13 protein-coding genes are annotated in these 14,646 nt (G+C 51.9%); 9 read left to right on the forward strand and 4 right to left on the reverse strand.

The features are described from left to right. The first annotated feature begins 146 nt into the window (after positions 1-146). From NUS69_RS02095 to NUS69_RS02135, 9 genes are all read left to right on the forward strand, one after another. Positions 147-665 carry a hypothetical protein gene (locus tag NUS69_RS02095; protein ID WP_258084214.1) on the forward strand — a complete coding sequence of 173 codons (519 nt, stop codon included), beginning with the start codon at positions 147-149 and terminating at the stop codon, positions 663-665. A 9-nt stretch (positions 666-674) separates the two neighbouring features. Next, complete coding sequence (locus tag NUS69_RS02100; RefSeq protein ID WP_258084215.1) at positions 675-2,498, forward strand: hypothetical protein; 1,824 nt, start codon at positions 675-677, stop codon at positions 2,496-2,498. 10 nt (positions 2,499-2,508) lie between these two features. Continuing rightward, positions 2,509-3,105, forward strand: a complete 597-nt coding sequence (locus NUS69_RS02105) for a chromosome assembly protein (RefSeq protein ID WP_308686522.1) — start codon at positions 2,509-2,511, stop codon at positions 3,103-3,105. After that, positions 3,105-3,710, forward strand: coding sequence for a hypothetical protein (locus NUS69_RS02110; protein ID WP_258084217.1), 606 nt, complete (start codon positions 3,105-3,107; stop codon positions 3,708-3,710). The genes NUS69_RS02105 and NUS69_RS02110 overlap by 1 nt, the downstream gene beginning before the upstream one ends. Positions 3,711-3,853: 143 nt before the next feature. Further along, positions 3,854-5,569, forward strand: a complete 1,716-nt coding sequence (locus NUS69_RS02115) for a serine/threonine-protein kinase (RefSeq protein WP_258084884.1) — start codon at positions 3,854-3,856, stop codon at positions 5,567-5,569. Positions 5,570-5,571: 2 nt separating this feature from the next. Beyond that, positions 5,572-6,753 (forward strand): ATP-binding protein, encoded by a 1,182-nt coding sequence (locus tag NUS69_RS02120; protein WP_258084218.1) that lies wholly within the window; start codon positions 5,572-5,574, stop codon positions 6,751-6,753. Further along, positions 6,750-7,484 (forward strand): PP2C family protein-serine/threonine phosphatase, encoded by a 735-nt coding sequence (locus NUS69_RS02125; RefSeq protein ID WP_258084219.1) that lies wholly within the window; start codon positions 6,750-6,752, stop codon positions 7,482-7,484. The genes NUS69_RS02120 and NUS69_RS02125 overlap by 4 nt, the downstream gene beginning before the upstream one ends. 5 nt (positions 7,485-7,489) lie before the next feature. Further along, a complete protein-coding gene (locus tag NUS69_RS02130; RefSeq protein WP_258084220.1) occupies positions 7,490-8,056 on the forward strand; it encodes a hypothetical protein in 567 nt (188 codons plus the stop codon). A gap of 95 nt (positions 8,057-8,151) precedes the next feature. Further along, entirely contained in the window at positions 8,152-10,293 is a 2,142-nt protein-coding gene (locus tag NUS69_RS02135; protein ID WP_258084221.1) for a heavy metal translocating P-type ATPase, read from the forward strand. A 17-nt stretch (positions 10,294-10,310) separates the two neighbouring features. On the opposite strand, the gene NUS69_RS02140 is transcribed toward NUS69_RS02135, so the two are convergent. The 4 genes from NUS69_RS02140 to NUS69_RS02155 are packed head-to-tail and all read right to left on the reverse strand — an operon-like array spanning position 10,311 to position 14,598. After that, positions 10,311-11,204 carry an ABC transporter ATP-binding protein gene (locus NUS69_RS02140; RefSeq protein ID WP_258084222.1) on the reverse strand — a complete coding sequence of 298 codons (894 nt, stop codon included), beginning with the start codon at positions 11,202-11,204 and terminating at the stop codon, positions 10,311-10,313. Between the two features lie 10 nt (positions 11,205-11,214). Next, the gene (locus NUS69_RS02145) at positions 11,215-11,883 is read right to left on the reverse strand and encodes a hypothetical protein (RefSeq protein ID WP_258084223.1); all 669 of its coding nucleotides are present in this window, start codon (positions 11,881-11,883) and stop codon (positions 11,215-11,217) included. Further along, positions 11,880-13,109 carry a hypothetical protein gene (locus NUS69_RS02150; RefSeq protein ID WP_258084224.1) on the reverse strand — a complete coding sequence of 410 codons (1,230 nt, stop codon included), beginning with the start codon at positions 13,107-13,109 and terminating at the stop codon, positions 11,880-11,882. The genes NUS69_RS02145 and NUS69_RS02150 overlap by 4 nt, the downstream gene beginning before the upstream one ends. Next, positions 13,090-14,598, reverse strand: coding sequence for a radical SAM protein (locus NUS69_RS02155; RefSeq protein WP_258084225.1), 1,509 nt, complete (start codon positions 14,596-14,598; stop codon positions 13,090-13,092). The genes NUS69_RS02150 and NUS69_RS02155 overlap by 20 nt, the downstream gene beginning before the upstream one ends. Between the last annotated feature and the right edge of the window lie 48 nt (positions 14,599-14,646).

Here is a 14,646-nt window from a genome sequence, read left to right on the forward strand (position 1 = left end):
TTTTCCTTATGTATTTCTCCTCCTGTTTTCCAGTATTTGACAAAGTGGAAAATTTCACGACATCAAACTTTTCTCCAAAACGCCGAAAACATTATATACTCCCAGAGCCCAGCACACATTAGAGGAAAAGATGAGAGGTGAGTGCTGTGGCACACCTGTTCGTGGTCATGTATGAGAACGATGCCGAGAGGAAGCGCGTTGAGTACCTAATTGACAAGTGGTCAAATCGGGTCAGGGTATCAAAGGTTAAGGGAATTTCTTTCATAGTTGACTCACCCGACGTGTCTGAGTTCGCTGAAGAGTTGCTGTCGAAACTCGACCCGCCGACCGAAGGCAAGGTGAGGGTGTACAGCATAAAGCCCGAGGACATAGGGTCGAAGGTAACCCCTAGGAGGGTTGAGATAGAGCGGCTAACTAAAGAGGAACCCGCGGTCGTGGCCAAGCTCCTCAGGTACATCCTCTCGAAGTTCGGCGCCTACTACGTCTCCAGCGAGGGGAGCGTTTCGAAGTACATGGCCTACACGAAGAAGGGCAGGCTGGAGATAACGGTGTCAGTTGAAGAGGAAGGCGGAGAAACGGCCGTCAGGGTGCTCGTAGAGGGTTACGGCAGTGCGGTTGAAGACATGGCGAAGAAAATCGAGAGGGAGCTCTCACTGCTTCTGTGAGGTGGTACCATGGTGATCTTCAACGAGGGGAACCCCGACTGCGTGAGGAAGCTCCTCAGGCCGGCCGAGAGGGTTCTGCGGCAGGGTAGGGACGTTACCGTGGAGGATTTCGAGACCCGGAAGAGCCTGTGGGAGAGGATCCAGGACTCGTACTCGCGCTATCTCGAAGGCGAGTGCGGGGACTTCCTGAGGGATCTTGACAGCACGTTCAGGGCGAAGTTCGAGGCGGCACTGGCGGTGCTGGCCTGGAGCTTCTGGAAGAAGGGGGAAGGGTTTCCGCCCGCAGAAAAGCGCTTCTCGGAACGCGAGATAGGCCTGATAGACGAGATACTGAAGTACAACGTCTTTGAGATAACAACGATGGAGGACATACTTGGAAAGCTCTACCGCAGGGACGAGGAGACCCTCCAGCTCCTCAGGACCTACTACCTCGGCATGGACAGGTGGATAGAGGAGCAGCTCGAAGACCCCGAGATAAAGCTTCCCCTCCGCTACTACCTCAAGAGGACGTGGAAGAGTTACCGCGAGAAAATCGATGCCGCCATAAACGAGGCAAGCAAATACGGCTGGTTCAGGACTCTCATGGAGGAGTGGGAGCGCGAAAAGACGGAGGAAGTTGAGGCAGTTAGGGAGAGCTACGAAGCCAAAGTTGGGGAGCTGAAGAAGAGGATAGCCGAGATGGTGGAGTTCTTCGAGGAGGAGCGCAGAAAGCTTGAGGAGGAGCTGTCGGCATCGAGCATTGAGGAGATAGAGAGGCTCCGCAGGGAGAAGGAGGAGCTCATGGAAAGGCTTGAGCGCGAGAAGGAGGAGCTCGCCAGGAGGCTCATGGAGCTTAAGGATGAAGAGCTGAGGAAAAAACTTGAGGAGGAGCTTGCGAGGGCGAGGGAGGAGGCCCTGCGCGAGGCAAGGCTCCTTGAGGAGAGGCTCAGGAGGAGAGAGCTTGAGCTTAGGGAGAAGGAGATGGAGCTGAGGAAGAGGGAGCTTGAGCTGTCGGAAAAGGAGAACCTGCTGAGGAGTAAGATAGAGGAAATCCTCGCGATGTCGGGGAAGGTTGAGAAGGGCTCCCGCCTGGTGCTCAGGGACGAGGCGAGGATAGGGGAGCTGAACTTCGTGGGCAGGATGAAGAGCAAATTCGCGGGAGAAATGCGGCTCCTCGGCAAAACGTACTCCGTTGAAAGGATTGAGGAGAAGAAGGGTGAGGACACGTCGAGATTCGCCGGGAAGCTTGACGAGAAGTCCCTCAAGAACCTGCCGGAGAACAGGTACGTTGAGGTAACCCTGAAGGAGAAGAAGCTCCTCGGAAGGAAGGAGCGGATACTCGTTAGGGGAATTTACCTGACGAGGGTTGAAAGGCTGGCGGAGCTCGGCCTCGACACGGATCCTCTTACCCTGGCGGAGATCAACGTGCACCTCATCGATGCGAGGGACTCGAAAGGGGGCACTAGAACGGTCCTCGTTATAGCCTCACCCCTCGGCTTCGAGGAGAGGGTGAGAAAATACGTCTCATCGGAGGATTTCCATAGGAACTTCTACTCGGAGAACGTCTCGCTGATACTCCTTGATACGGAGAGCGGCGAGATAATTCACAACCCCAACGACCGCTACGCCAAGGCACTCGTCCCCCTGGTGCGCCTTGAGCTCGATGAGGAGATGTACGCAAAGGTCAGGGAGTGCGTGAGGAAAAAGCTTGAGGGCAGGGACTACCTGCCGCTCAGTGAGTGCCTCGAATGCGGGGAGGAGGAGTACGTGAGGCGGGCGTTCTATGAAATCGGCCGCGATGGCCACGTGGTGAAATACATAGACGGGTTCGGACTCGTGCTGATACGGAAGTGAGGTGATGGTGATGGGAATATTCGACAGGTTTAGGAAAAACCCGATTGAAAAGCTCTCCTTGAGGGAGCTTCAGGAGGAAGAGATACGCCTCAGGAACAGGCTTGAGAGGACGAAGAAGGAAATCGAGCGCATAGAGAAGAAAAAGAAGCAGCTCTTCCAGGAGGGCATCGGGGCGGACGTGCTCAAGAAGAAGATGCTCGCGCAGGAAATCAAAAGCCTCGACATGGAGCAGAAGCTCAAGCTGAGGGACTTCACGACGGCACAGAAGCAGTACACTTTCGTCAAGAACCTGATAGTCGTCAAGAAGTACGAGAAGGAGCTTAGGAAGATAGGCCTCTGGGACAAGCTCTCCAAAGTCGAGCCCGAGCAGCTGGAAAGCGTGCTCGTCAAGGTGAGCCTCGACGGCAGGGAGTTCGACGAGATGGTCGAGAACCTGAACAGGGTCTTCGAGATGGACATAGCCGAGTTTGAGGGAACGGAGGACCAGACCGAGAGGGAGCTCATGGAGGCGTGGGCCAAGGTTGAGACGGGAGAGGCTGACGTTGAGGAAGTGACGGAGAAGATAGCGTCGCCCAAGCTTGAGAGGGAGACGGAGGAGGAGCTGTGATGGGGCTCCTTTCAAGGTTTTTCGGGAGGAAGAACCCCCTAGACATACCGATTGAGCAGCTCAGGGAAAACCAGATCAAGCTCGACATGCAGATAAGGAAGATAGAGGACGAGATAGCCGAGATAGACGCCCAGATAGCGGCGCTGTTCCAGAGGGCAAAGGAAGCGAGGAGCAAAAGCGAGGAGCTCACCATAGCGACCAAGATTAAGACACTGAACCGGAAAAAGCAGAGCCTCCAGAACACCCACGCCCAGCTCAACAAACAGCTCATGCTCGTGGCGAACCTGCTGATAATCAAGGAGAACGAGGCTATACTGAAGGGCACACCGACCTGGGAGCTCCTGAGGAAGATGTCCCCTGAGGAGCTCGAAAAGAACCTCGTCAGCATGCAGCTCGACGCTCAGAACCTCAACGAAAACCTCAGCACCATGCTCGGCTACACAGACCAGGCCATTGGTGCCGGCGTCGAGTTCGAGGAGGACGAGGAGCTGGCGGAGATAATGAGGACGATACAGGCTGTGAAAGAGGGCGAGCTTGAGCCCGAAAGCGCGGCCGAGAAGGTCACGGGGGAGAAGGATAAGGGGGAGGAGGTAGTCACTGAGTGACCTCCACTCTGGTATGAACCTCCCCCATGAACTTGCCCTAAGTGAAAAACAGTCCCCCGCGGACTTTCAAAACGGCACCAAAAAGGGTTAAATGATGGCCTGATCCGGCTGTTTCACCAGGGAGTGGAGGGATACGCGTGCACATGGGGCACGGGTTCATGGACGACGACATCCTGGAGGGCCTCGTCAAGCTCTTCGTGGTTATAGTCATAGTATCCGCCATCTTCGGGAGGGCGGCGAGCTTCATAATATTCATCGTGATGGTCATGTGGTTTGGACACCTGATAAAACACCTGCTAAAGGACGTTTCGAAATCCAGAAGGTACAAGAGGCGGTATCCCAAAACGGTTCCGCCAGTTCCCCCTGTACCGAAGGAGGACATGAAGGAGCTCCTCCGTAAGTCGGTGATAATCGAGCTTCCCCCCAAGGTTCACGCTGGTGAGGAGATTCCCCTCAGGATCGGCTTCAAGAACCTGCTCAGGGGCACCATAAACGCCGAGATAGACCTCGGCGACCTCTCCAGATATCTCGACCTCAGCTCCACGAGGGTGTACTTCAGGGCCGTCAGACCCGGGGAGTACGTCTCCCAGACCGTCACGGCCGTTCCGAGGAGGGGTGGTCGGGTCAGTGCCAAGGTTGTGGTTCGCTCCGGCATGGTCAGCGCCAAGGTGAAAGTGAGCACCGAAATAATCGAGAGACCGAGGATAGAGCCCAAAACCCCAGTTCCGGCCCCAGTTCCAGTTCCTGCAGGGAATAGGCAGGACTCTACCGGCGGCACCCCCCGTACACCGTTGGATGAGCTCTTCGCGAGGTACAGGAAGGTGGAGCCCATCGGCGAGGGCGGCTTTGCGAGGGTCTACCGGGCGGAGAAGCACGATGGGAGCGTTGTCGCCCTAAAAGTCCCGCTCAGTCTGACCGAAGAGGGAGGAAAGGCCTTCCTCAGGGAGGTAAGGAACTGGTCTCTCCTCAGTCATCCCAACATAGTCGAGCTCTACGACTACAACATATTCCCCCTCCCCTACCTGGAGATGGAGTACTGCGAGACGAGCCTTGCAAGGCTTGAAAAGCCCCTCAACCCCGAAAAGGCGGCGAGGATAATCTTCGACGTTGCGGAGGGGCTGAAGTACGCCCATTCCAAAGGCGTGATCCACCGCGACCTCAAGCCGAGCAACATCCTGCTCAGGAACGGAAGGGCCAAGGTGAGCGACTGGGGGCTGAGCAAGCTACTCAAGGAGAGCAGGACAACCCACACGGTCAGCTTCACACCACTCTACGCCGCCCCGGAGCAGATAAGCTCCCGCTTTGGAGGAACCGATGAGAGAACCGATGTGTGGCAGATAGGGGCGGTTCTCTACGAGCTGCTTACCGGGAGGCCTCCCTTCGAGGGGGAGGACTTCGTCGAGGTGGCATCGAAGATAACCCTTGAGGAGCCGGTGCCTCCGGGTCAGCTGAACCCAGACGCGAAGCCCCTTGAGCCGGTCGTGATGAAGTGCCTCGCGAAGAGGAAGGAGGAGCGCTACCAGTCGGTGGAGGAGCTCCAGAGAGATCTGGCCGAGTTCCTCGGGAAGAACTACCGCGAGAACCTCAGCAAAAGTGTCTCAATCAACGACCTGTCGAGGAGCGCCTACTACGCGGGCGAACTATTTCTCCTGTACCTGAAGCTCAACGACCTTGTCAGCGCGCTCAAGTACGCCGACGACCTGGCGCACTACGCGAGAGGAGAGGTGAGGGACGAACTGCTCTCCCTGAGGGAGCAGCTCAGGCTCCGCCTTGAGAACGGCCTCGATGTTCCCGAGGAGCTGGTCGAGAAGGCCGAGATAATCGTCCACAAGATAAAGCTTGGATTCGAGGGGGTGTGAGGATGCCTGTTGACCTTTCAGGGCCCCTGCTGAGCGAGTTTGAGAGGGCCAAGAAGGAGTTTGAAAAGGCTGTCGCCGCGGGAGACATGGAGACCGCTCGGAGGAGCGCCCTCCGGTGCGCCTCCATACTCAGACAGCTGGCCAGGCACGTCCCCTACAACGGGGAGCTTTACCTTAGGAAGGCGAAGAAGTGGGAAGATGTGGCTGAGCAGATAGAGAGGGGCGAATACGGCCGAAAGGCCGTCGTCGGCGCCGAAGGAAAGAGCACGACCCAGGAGAAAGATGAGGAAGATCAGTTCAGGGAGTACGTGCTGGGGCTTATATCCAAGTCCCGGACGACGTGGGACGACATAGGTGGCCTTGAGGACGTCAAGCTCCTCATGATGGAGACGGTCGTGATAGCGGCCCTCAAAAAGCCGGCTGCGGTTCAGCCATGGAGGGGCATACTCCTCTTTGGGCCACCCGGAACAGGTAAGACGCTCCTCGCCTCGGCCGCTGCCGGGAGCTTAAACGCCACCTTCTTCAACGTCAAAGCGTCAAGCGTCCTGAGCAAGTACTTCGGCGAGTCGAGCAAGATAATAAGTGCCCTCTACGAGGTTGCGAGGGAAAAGGCACCGAGCATAGTGTTCCTCGACGAGATAGACGCCCTGACCACGAGGCGTTCAAACGACACCAGCGAAGCCACCCGGAGGATGCTCTCGACGCTCCTCACGGAGCTTGAGGGCTTTCACGGGGAGGGGAATGAGAAGCTCGTCCTCACGCTTGCGGCCACAAACACCCCCTGGGATTTAGATGAGGCGGTGCTCTCGCGCTTCCCCAAGAGGATTTACGTGCCCCTGCCGGACAAAGAGGCAACCAAGGCGATAGTGAGAATACACACTGAGGGGCTTGACATTTCGAGGCTCGACCTCGACGCGATAGCGGAGGAGAGTGTGAGGCGTCTGTATTCCGGCAGGGACATCAGGAACCTGTGTCAGGAGGCTATATGGAACATGATACGCGAGGAGAACAGGGGCCTCCACAGGCTTGCCGGGCTTCCGTTCGAGGAGCTGAGGAAGCGCTCATTGAGAACTCGCCCGCTTGAGATGAGGGACTTTGAGGAGGCGTTCAGGAAGATAAAGAGCCCCCTGACAAAGAGGGACATCGAGCGCTATGAAAAGTGGGCGGAGGAGTTCGGGGGATGAGCGAGCAAGCCGGCGGTGTTGATGGGATAGTCTGGGGGATTTCCCATCCCGGAGGCAGGGAGGAGAACGAGGACGCGTTCCTCATCCTGCCCCTCGGCGACGCCTACCTCCTGGCCGTTGCCGACGGCCTTGGGGGACACGAGGGGGGAGAGCTGGCCTCGAAGGTGGCCGTTGAATTGCTCCGTGAGACCTTTGAGGAGGGCTATACACGCGGTATGGGAGTGGAGGGAGTAAAGGACCTCCTTCTAAGGGCCTACGAGGATGCCCACCGCAGGATGGTGGAGATGTCGCCCGGGCCGGGGAAGATGGGCACGACGCTTATCGCCGCCTTCATAAGAAAAGGAAAGGGAATAATAGCGAACACCGGCGACAGCAGGGCCTATCTTGTGAGGGGTGGAGAGATAGCTGGGAGGACAAGGGATCACTCGGTGGTTCAGGAGCTCATTGAGCGCGGGGTCATTAGGGAGGAGGAAGCCAGAGAACATCCCATGAGGCACGTCGTTACAAAGGCCCTCGGCGTTGACCTCGGGGTTGACACCTACGTGTGGGAGCTGAAAGCCGGGGATGTCCTGCTTCTCAGCACGGACGGCCTCCACGACTACATCGATGAGGGGATTATAGGAAAGCTCGTCTTTGAATCAGACCCCAGGACGGCAGCGGAGGCGCTGATCTGGGAAGCCCTGAAGGTTACCAAAGACAACGTGACTGTCGTCGTGTTTAGGGAGGTGTGAGGGTTATGGTCAAGCTCTGGAAGTCGAAGGAAGAGAAGGAGATAGAGAGGAAGATACGCATGAGGAAGGCCAAGATGGCGTTGAAGCAGTACATCAACAACCTCGAAAACCTGAAGCGTAAGATTTTCCTCCAGGGGAAGGAGGCGGCGAAGCTTGGCGACGAGGCCCTCTTAAAGAGGAGTGCAATGAAGTACCTCGCCCTTGAGGAGCGGATAAAGCAGGCAAAGAGACTTCTTCTCCTCATGGAGGAGGCAGAAATACAGAGGGAGCTTGTGAAGGTTTCCGCTGACTTCATTCAGTTCAGCAAAGACGTTGTTAAGAGCATAGCCGAAGGGCCGGGGGCGGAGGACGTGGCAAAGATGCAGGTCGAGTTCGAAAAGGCCATGGGCAAGGTCGAGAACCTTGAGGAGGCACTGAACACGATGATAGACCTCACCAGCGAGAGCATCCTGACCGGTGAGTTCGACCTCGAAACCGTTGAGATGGCCGAGGGGCTGATGGTTTCATCGGCCGAGAAGGAGCTTGAACCTGGAAAGAGGCTCCGCGAAATCGAGGACATGATGAAGGAATGAGCCATATCCCTTTTCTTTTGGTTATGGTTCGATCTCCGTAACCTTTCAATTTTGAATAGGAAACGGTTAAATAAACCCTCTAAGAGATTTTAGACATGGTGTCCAACATGGAGGAGAAAAATATGGTGCACGGCGAGCACGTGCACGATGGGGCTGAAAAAGCCCCCGAGAAGCACACGCACAAGGAACATGCCGGGCATGAGGAGCACGGGATGGAACATGAGATACACGAAGGGCACGAAATGGCCACCCACGGCGAACATGAGGGGCACGAAGGACACAAGCACTCCCATGCGGAGCACCACAGGATGATGATGGAGGACTTCAAGAAGAGGTTCATCGTCTCCGCGATACTGACGGTTCCGATTTTGATTCTGTCCCCTCTAATCCAGAACTTCTTGGGCTTCACGTTTACGTTCAGGGGAGACCAGTACGTCCTGTTCGCACTCTCGTCGGTGGTGTACTTCTACGGCGGCTGGCCGTTCCTCACGGGCATGAGGGACGAGCTGAAGAAAAAACTGCCCGGCATGATGACGCTGATAGCGCTGGCAATCACGGTTGCATTCTTCTACAGCGTTGCGGTGACCTTTGGCCTGCCGGGTAAGACCTTCTACTGGGAGCTGGCTACGCTTATCGACATCATGCTTCTCGGCCACTACATCGAGATGCGCTCCGTTCTCGGCGCTTCAAGGGCCCTGGAAGAGCTCATAAAGCTCATGCCGACGGAGGCCCACCTCGTGACGCCCGATGGGATTAGGGACGTTCCGGTCAGCGAGCTGAAGAAGGGCGATATAGTCCTTGTCAAACCGGGTGAAAAGATACCCTCCGACGGCATCATAGTGGAGGGGGAGACCAGCATAAACGAGTCAATGCTCACAGGTGAATCGAAGCCAGTCTATAAGAAACCAGGCGATGAAGTCATCGGAGGCTCCATAAATCTTGAGGGAGCGATAAAGGTCAGGATAGAGAAGACTGGAAAGGACACCTACCTGATGCAGGTCGTCGAGCTCGTCAGGCAGGCACAGGAGACAAGGTCAAGGACGCAGGATCTGGCCAACAGGGCGGCATTCTACCTCACGCTCATAGCCATAACCGCCGGAACGATAACTCTCGGCACATGGCTCTACCTCGGCAAGCCCTTCGTCTTCGCCCTTGAGAGAATGGTGACCGTCATGGTCATAACGTGCCCTCACGCTTTAGGCTTGGCGGTTCCTCTGGTCGTCTCGGTCTCGACGTCGATCTCGGCCAAGAAGGGAATCCTCATCAGGAACAGGGAGGCATTTGAGAGGGCCAAGGACGTGCAGGTCGTTGTCTTCGACAAGACCGGAACGCTGACCGAAGGCAAGTTCGAAGTAACTGAGGTAATAGCGCTGGACCAGCTCGGAGAGGAGGAGATCCTGAAGTATGCGGCGGCACTTGAGTCCCACTCAAACCACCCGATAGCCCAGGGGATAGTTGAGAAAGCCAAGGAGCTCGGCCTTGAGCCCTATGAGGTCAGCGAATCGAAGGTTCTTCCGGGCAAAGGTGTCCAGGGCGTCATCAACGGAAAAGAAGTCCTCGTCGTAAGCCCCGGCTTCCTGAAGGAGAACGGCCTGTGGAGGGAGGACGAGCGCGTCAACAGGGTTCTGGAGCAGGGTAAGACCGTTGTCTTCCTGGTTCTTGATGGAAAGCTCGTGGGTGCTTTGGCCCTGGCGGATAGGATAAGGCCCGAGTCAAGGGAGGCCATTGAAAAGCTCCACGAGATGGGTATAAAGGCCTACATGCTCACCGGCGACAACGCCAAGGTTGCAAAGTGGGTGGCTGAGGAGCTCGGCCTCGACGGCTTCTTCGCTGAAGTTTTACCTCACCAGAAGTCGGAGAAGGTCAAGGAGCTCCAGGAGCAGGGCTACACAGTGGCGATGGTGGGTGACGGTATAAACGACGCCCCGGCTCTGATCCAGGCCGATGTAGGCATAGCCATCGGGGCAGGAACCGACGTGGCAATAGAGAGCGCCGACATAATCCTCGTCAAGAACGACCCGAGGGACGTCATAACCGGGATAATCCTGGCAAAGGCGACCTACAAGAAGATGATTGAGAACCTGGCGTGGGCAACTGGTTACAACACCTTTGCAATTCCCTTAGCGGCAGGGGTTCTCTACAACTACGGAATCCTTCTCAGCCCGGCCGCAGGTGCACTGCTCATGAGTTTGAGCACGGTTATAGTGGCCATAAACGCGAAGTTTTTGAAGGTTTGAGCCCCCGCTCTTTCCTTTTATCTGTTTTTTCTGTGGAGTATCGAATAGAGCTCCTCCAATGTGGGCTCGTTTCGTTTTATCTCCTCAACGGTTATGCCTCTGCTCACGAGGAGCGTGTTGATTTCCGACGGCTCGGCATTTTCCAGCAGGATGTACTCTTTCATGATTTTTGGAGAGTATCCCTTTTCCTTAAGCACTTTAGCGGCCATCTTGATGTTCCCCACCTTTAGGGAAATTGAAGTTCCAGTGGGTAAACTGCGCTTGAACTCCTCCAGACTTCCGGAGAATAGTATTCTGCCCTCTTTGATAACCGTAATCTTCTCACATAGCTCATCAACGTCGCTCAGTATGTGGGTGGAGAATAGTACCGTGGCATTCCTCTTTTTCACGTATCTTCCCAAAAATCGCTTGAATTTCAGACGCCATTCCGGGTCGAGACCTCTGGTGGGCTCGTCGAGAATGAAAACCTCAGGGCTTCCAATAAAGGCTCTTGCCATCGCGACCCTCCGCTGAGTTCCGCTTGAGAGGGCCAATATCTTCTTCTTGGCGTATTCTTTAATCTCGAAAAACTCCAGCAGTTCCTGCAGTTCCTTTTCATCGTAAACCCCCTTGAGGGAGGCATAGCGCTTGAGGTTGTCCCACACCGATAGGTTCGGATACAGAAGGTCGTACTCAGGAAGGTAACCAATCCTTGCCCTCACCCCCGGGTTTTTGAGCGGGTCAGCTCCAAGGACTTCCACCCTACCGGAGTCCGGGACGAGAAGGCCGAGGAGGATGCGGAAAGTGGTGGTTTTACCCGCTCCATTGTGGCCGAGATATGCGTGGATTTCACCGGGCCTTACGGTGATGGTTATCTCTCGAAGAACTTCTTTTCCATTTATGCTCTTTTTCACGTTTTCAAGCCCTATCATGATGGCCACCTCAGATGAGTACCATTTTCTCCCCAAGCCTCGTGCCGAGAGATTTTATCATTGAAAAAGAGAGGGCGATGGCTCCTGTGGAGAGGAGCAGGGAAATACCGAATGCCATTGGTATTGAGAGTCCCGTCCCCAGATACTTGGAGATGTAGAGGGGTGCAAAGAATGCCACAAAGGCGATGATTCCCTTTGCAACGTCGAGGCGTGTCGAGTGGAATAGGAACGTTATCAGGATTACCAGAAAAATGAAGCTGAAGAGGGGAGGAGCCGATATTAGGACTCCACTGAATATTTTTGTCAGGGAGAGGGGATTGCCTAGGTATTCAGTAAGCACCCATCCGACGATACTACCCAAAGCTATCCCCGTGATTCCTATGATAAAGCCTCCGAGAGCCCTGATGAACACGAGCTGAACCGGGTCAAGCGGGAGACTGAGAAGAATCTCGTGGATGCCCAAAAGCTTTTCTCTGGAAACCGTGCCGCTGAAGAAGAGGGAAACTATTATGGAGAGGGAGATGCTCAGGCTTCCAATGACTTTATCACTTGGTATGGGATTCAAGCTCGCCATCCAGTAGAGAACAGCCGTCATAAAGGGTATTAAAAGAAGGTTTATCCCAATATGCTTTGCAGTATATGTGAGCTCTTCGAGGATTTGAGTCCTTGTTGGTTTCATTTTTCAACCTCCAGGGCTTTCTTCCATATTGGGCAAGAATTTGGAGTGATATGAAGAGATCTAACTGTGGTACGACACATGGTGCATGCTCCTTTTAGGGAGCAATCTTCACATGGGTCATCCCACAATGACATGACCTCTTGAAGTGCTTTTCTACTCAGTTTCCTTAGTTTGTAGTTCAAAAGGTAGTATCCCTTGCAGGTGGATATCTCTTCTTCGGGAAATTTTATCAGCAGGTTCCCATACAAACACTGAGCATAGTTGTATTCAACTGCCCTCGTTAAACTTTCGATTGATATCGATTTAGCTATATATGAGTTTATAGGATGTACATGTACATTTAAAAATTCCTCAAGATTTTCAAGGATGTTCCTTCCACTAAGAGAATAAAACGCAGGTACTATTGTGGCTGTTTTTTGTAAGTTGTTTAATCTTGATATCTCTACAGGAGGTTCATCAAGATTTATATATACCACAAAAGTAAGTGGAATATTAAACTCCTCTCCTATTTCTAAGATTTTTGGAATATCCTTAAAGCCATGTTTAGTGAGTACGGTAGTTAGTACAAGATTCCTGCCTTTCTGCGCAAACATACTTACGTGTTTCGCAATTTCATTTTTGAATTTCATTATAGCATGTAATGGCATTATTAAGACCGTTATTTGAGGATACTCAGATGTTAAAAGGAGTGATAATACACTCTCAACCAGTTGGGCATCAGTAAACAATTCTCCCCCGCTCAAAGTCACTACTGGAGGTCTAAACACTTTTAAGAGCTTCATTATTTTTTCGTGGCTAATATTCTTGTTTGATTTTTCCTCTCTTGCACATCCTAAACAGGATTCACATGCATGAGATGCAATCTTAGGAGTTCTTACTGGGCATGAGTCATATCTATCACAGGGCGTGCTAAGTACTAAATCAAGTCGTTGTACTTGGAAAGTATTTATAAATTGCATCGCTTTTTGAAGCTTTGAACCTACTGTGATATTGTCAATGTAAATATTCTTGGGAGAAATGAACCCAAAGCTCTTTAATCTGTCTATGAATTTCTCGTGCTCGGTGATAAAATCTTCAGACGTTCCTTTTATTAATTCTTCCAGCACTTTTGCCTGCTCATTGTTCAGACTTAATATTTTCCCATTTAGCCAGTCGTAGAGTGTTGCTCCATTCGTGCCTCTATAATAATATACCCAAGGATATAACTTAAAGGTTTTCCAATTCATAAACCCCACCTTTTTCTTTCAGTATTGATAATCTTCTTTCGAAATATTCTGGATTCTTCTCGTATATTGTGAATGCGGTTTTTAATCCGTCAATTACCCAGCGCTTAAAAAGACTACAGTCTTCTGAGCCCAAATACGCAAAGCATCTTGCACAGCTGTGAGCCAAGCTGCAGTAATTGCATTTATCTGTTATCAACTTGGAGTACCTCTGGATTAGTGTTTTTATTGCAGAGAAATCCAAACCTTTGTTGACGTCTCCGATTATTGTGCTAGAGGGTGCCCGTTCGCATACTTGGATTTTTCCATTTGTGTTTACATACCATTTAAACCCTGGAATACATGTTGATGTGAATATTGCCGTTGGATTTTTACGGCTTAGAGCATTTCGGTAGAACATCAAAGTTCCAGGTCCTCCAAATAGGATTTCAAGAAATACTGATTTGTGAATGCTCGTAGACTCGTTGAGGAATTTCTTAAAAAGTTCCCTTAACATTCTTTCATGGTTTATATAATCTTCTTCAGTAAATAGCAAATAATATGTAGTACCCATAGAACGCACGGGATTTACAAATATTGGGCGTATTGGTGATTCCTTATCAAAAAACTTTGCAATATTGTATAAATTAGACTTGAGATCATAAGTAACTAGAGCAAAGTACTCCTTTTTGGAGCCATACTTTTTCTGGGCCTCCTTAAGATTTGATATGCCCCTCATGACCAAGTCAAAGGTGCCCCTACCGTTGGGTAATATCCTATTTCTATCATGTTCTTTCTTGGGGCCATCTAGGCTTATAGACACATCAAAATCATTTTTAACGAGGAATTCCGCTATCCTCTTATTTATCAGAGCAGCATTAGTTGTAATTGTGTATTGGGGAGTAAATTCGTCTGAATATTTATGATTTGTATAGTTAACACACTTCTCAATTATTTTAAAGTTAAGTAGTGGCTCACCTCCATAAAATGCTATTGTTGGCTCTCTTTTAGGGTTTAGGAATGCTCCCTCTTTCAAATAATGAAAATATAAATCAATTGCTTTCGTGGCTATTTCAAGTGTCATGAAAGAATATCCATGGGTCCTGAAATCTTCATAATTGCCCCCGAATACGCAATACCGACATCTGAAATTGCAGTTATTAGTTACTTCTAGAAGCAACTCATAAAGTCCATCCCTCAATATACCATATCGCAAAGTATCCTCTTCTATTTCAGAAATACTAATCTCAAGAGGAAACCTATAAAACGCTCTGAAATTAGAGATTAAAGTTTCTAAAATTTTATAAATTCCAGCATAGCTATTTTCTTTGGTTACTTCTTTATGAATTCCTACTAAAGCCTCGGTTGGTGTTGTGCTATCAAAGAGTATGTGCTTAATTCGTGAGCTAATCTCCGAGGGGATTTGAAGTACTACTCCAGTTATATCGTCAAATAGGTACTCATTGCCAGAATCTGTTCTGAAAAAAGTAAAAGAACGAACAAAATGGGGCATATAAAATCACCTCAATGTTCATATGCGTAGGCGGTGGCACCAGCAATT

It is taken from the genome of Thermococcus thermotolerans (assembly GCF_024707485.1).
In the GTDB taxonomy this organism is placed as follows: Archaea; Methanobacteriota_B; Thermococci; order Thermococcales; family Thermococcaceae; genus Thermococcus; species Thermococcus thermotolerans.

Bases quoted from the DNA above. Each gene is read 5' to 3' on its own strand.
- NUS69_RS02100 (WP_258084215.1), top strand. From the start codon at position 675: ATGGTGATCTTCAACGAGGGGAACCCCGACTGCGTGAGGAAGCTCCTC.
- NUS69_RS02105 (WP_308686522.1), top strand. From the start codon at position 2,509: ATGGGAATATTCGACAGGTTTAGGAAAAACCCGATTGAAAAGCTCTCC.
- NUS69_RS02110 (WP_258084217.1), top strand. From the start codon at position 3,105: ATGGGGCTCCTTTCAAGGTTTTTCGGGAGGAAGAACCCCCTAGACATA.
- NUS69_RS02115 (WP_258084884.1), top strand. From the start codon at position 3,854: ATGGGGCACGGGTTCATGGACGACGACATCCTGGAGGGCCTCGTCAAG.
- NUS69_RS02120 (WP_258084218.1), top strand. From the start codon at position 5,572: ATGCCTGTTGACCTTTCAGGGCCCCTGCTGAGCGAGTTTGAGAGGGCC.
- NUS69_RS02125 (WP_258084219.1), top strand. From the start codon at position 6,750: ATGAGCGAGCAAGCCGGCGGTGTTGATGGGATAGTCTGGGGGATTTCC.
- NUS69_RS02130 (WP_258084220.1), top strand. From the start codon at position 7,490: ATGGTCAAGCTCTGGAAGTCGAAGGAAGAGAAGGAGATAGAGAGGAAG.
- NUS69_RS02135 (WP_258084221.1), top strand. From the start codon at position 8,152: ATGGTGTCCAACATGGAGGAGAAAAATATGGTGCACGGCGAGCACGTG.
- NUS69_RS02140 (WP_258084222.1), bottom strand. From the start codon at position 11,204: ATGATAGGGCTTGAAAACGTGAAAAAGAGCATAAATGGAAAAGAAGTT.
- NUS69_RS02145 (WP_258084223.1), bottom strand. From the start codon at position 11,883: ATGAAACCAACAAGGACTCAAATCCTCGAAGAGCTCACATATACTGCA.
- NUS69_RS02150 (WP_258084224.1), bottom strand. From the start codon at position 13,109: ATGAATTGGAAAACCTTTAAGTTATATCCTTGGGTATATTATTATAGA.
- NUS69_RS02155 (WP_258084225.1), bottom strand. From the start codon at position 14,598: ATGCCCCATTTTGTTCGTTCTTTTACTTTTTTCAGAACAGATTCTGGC.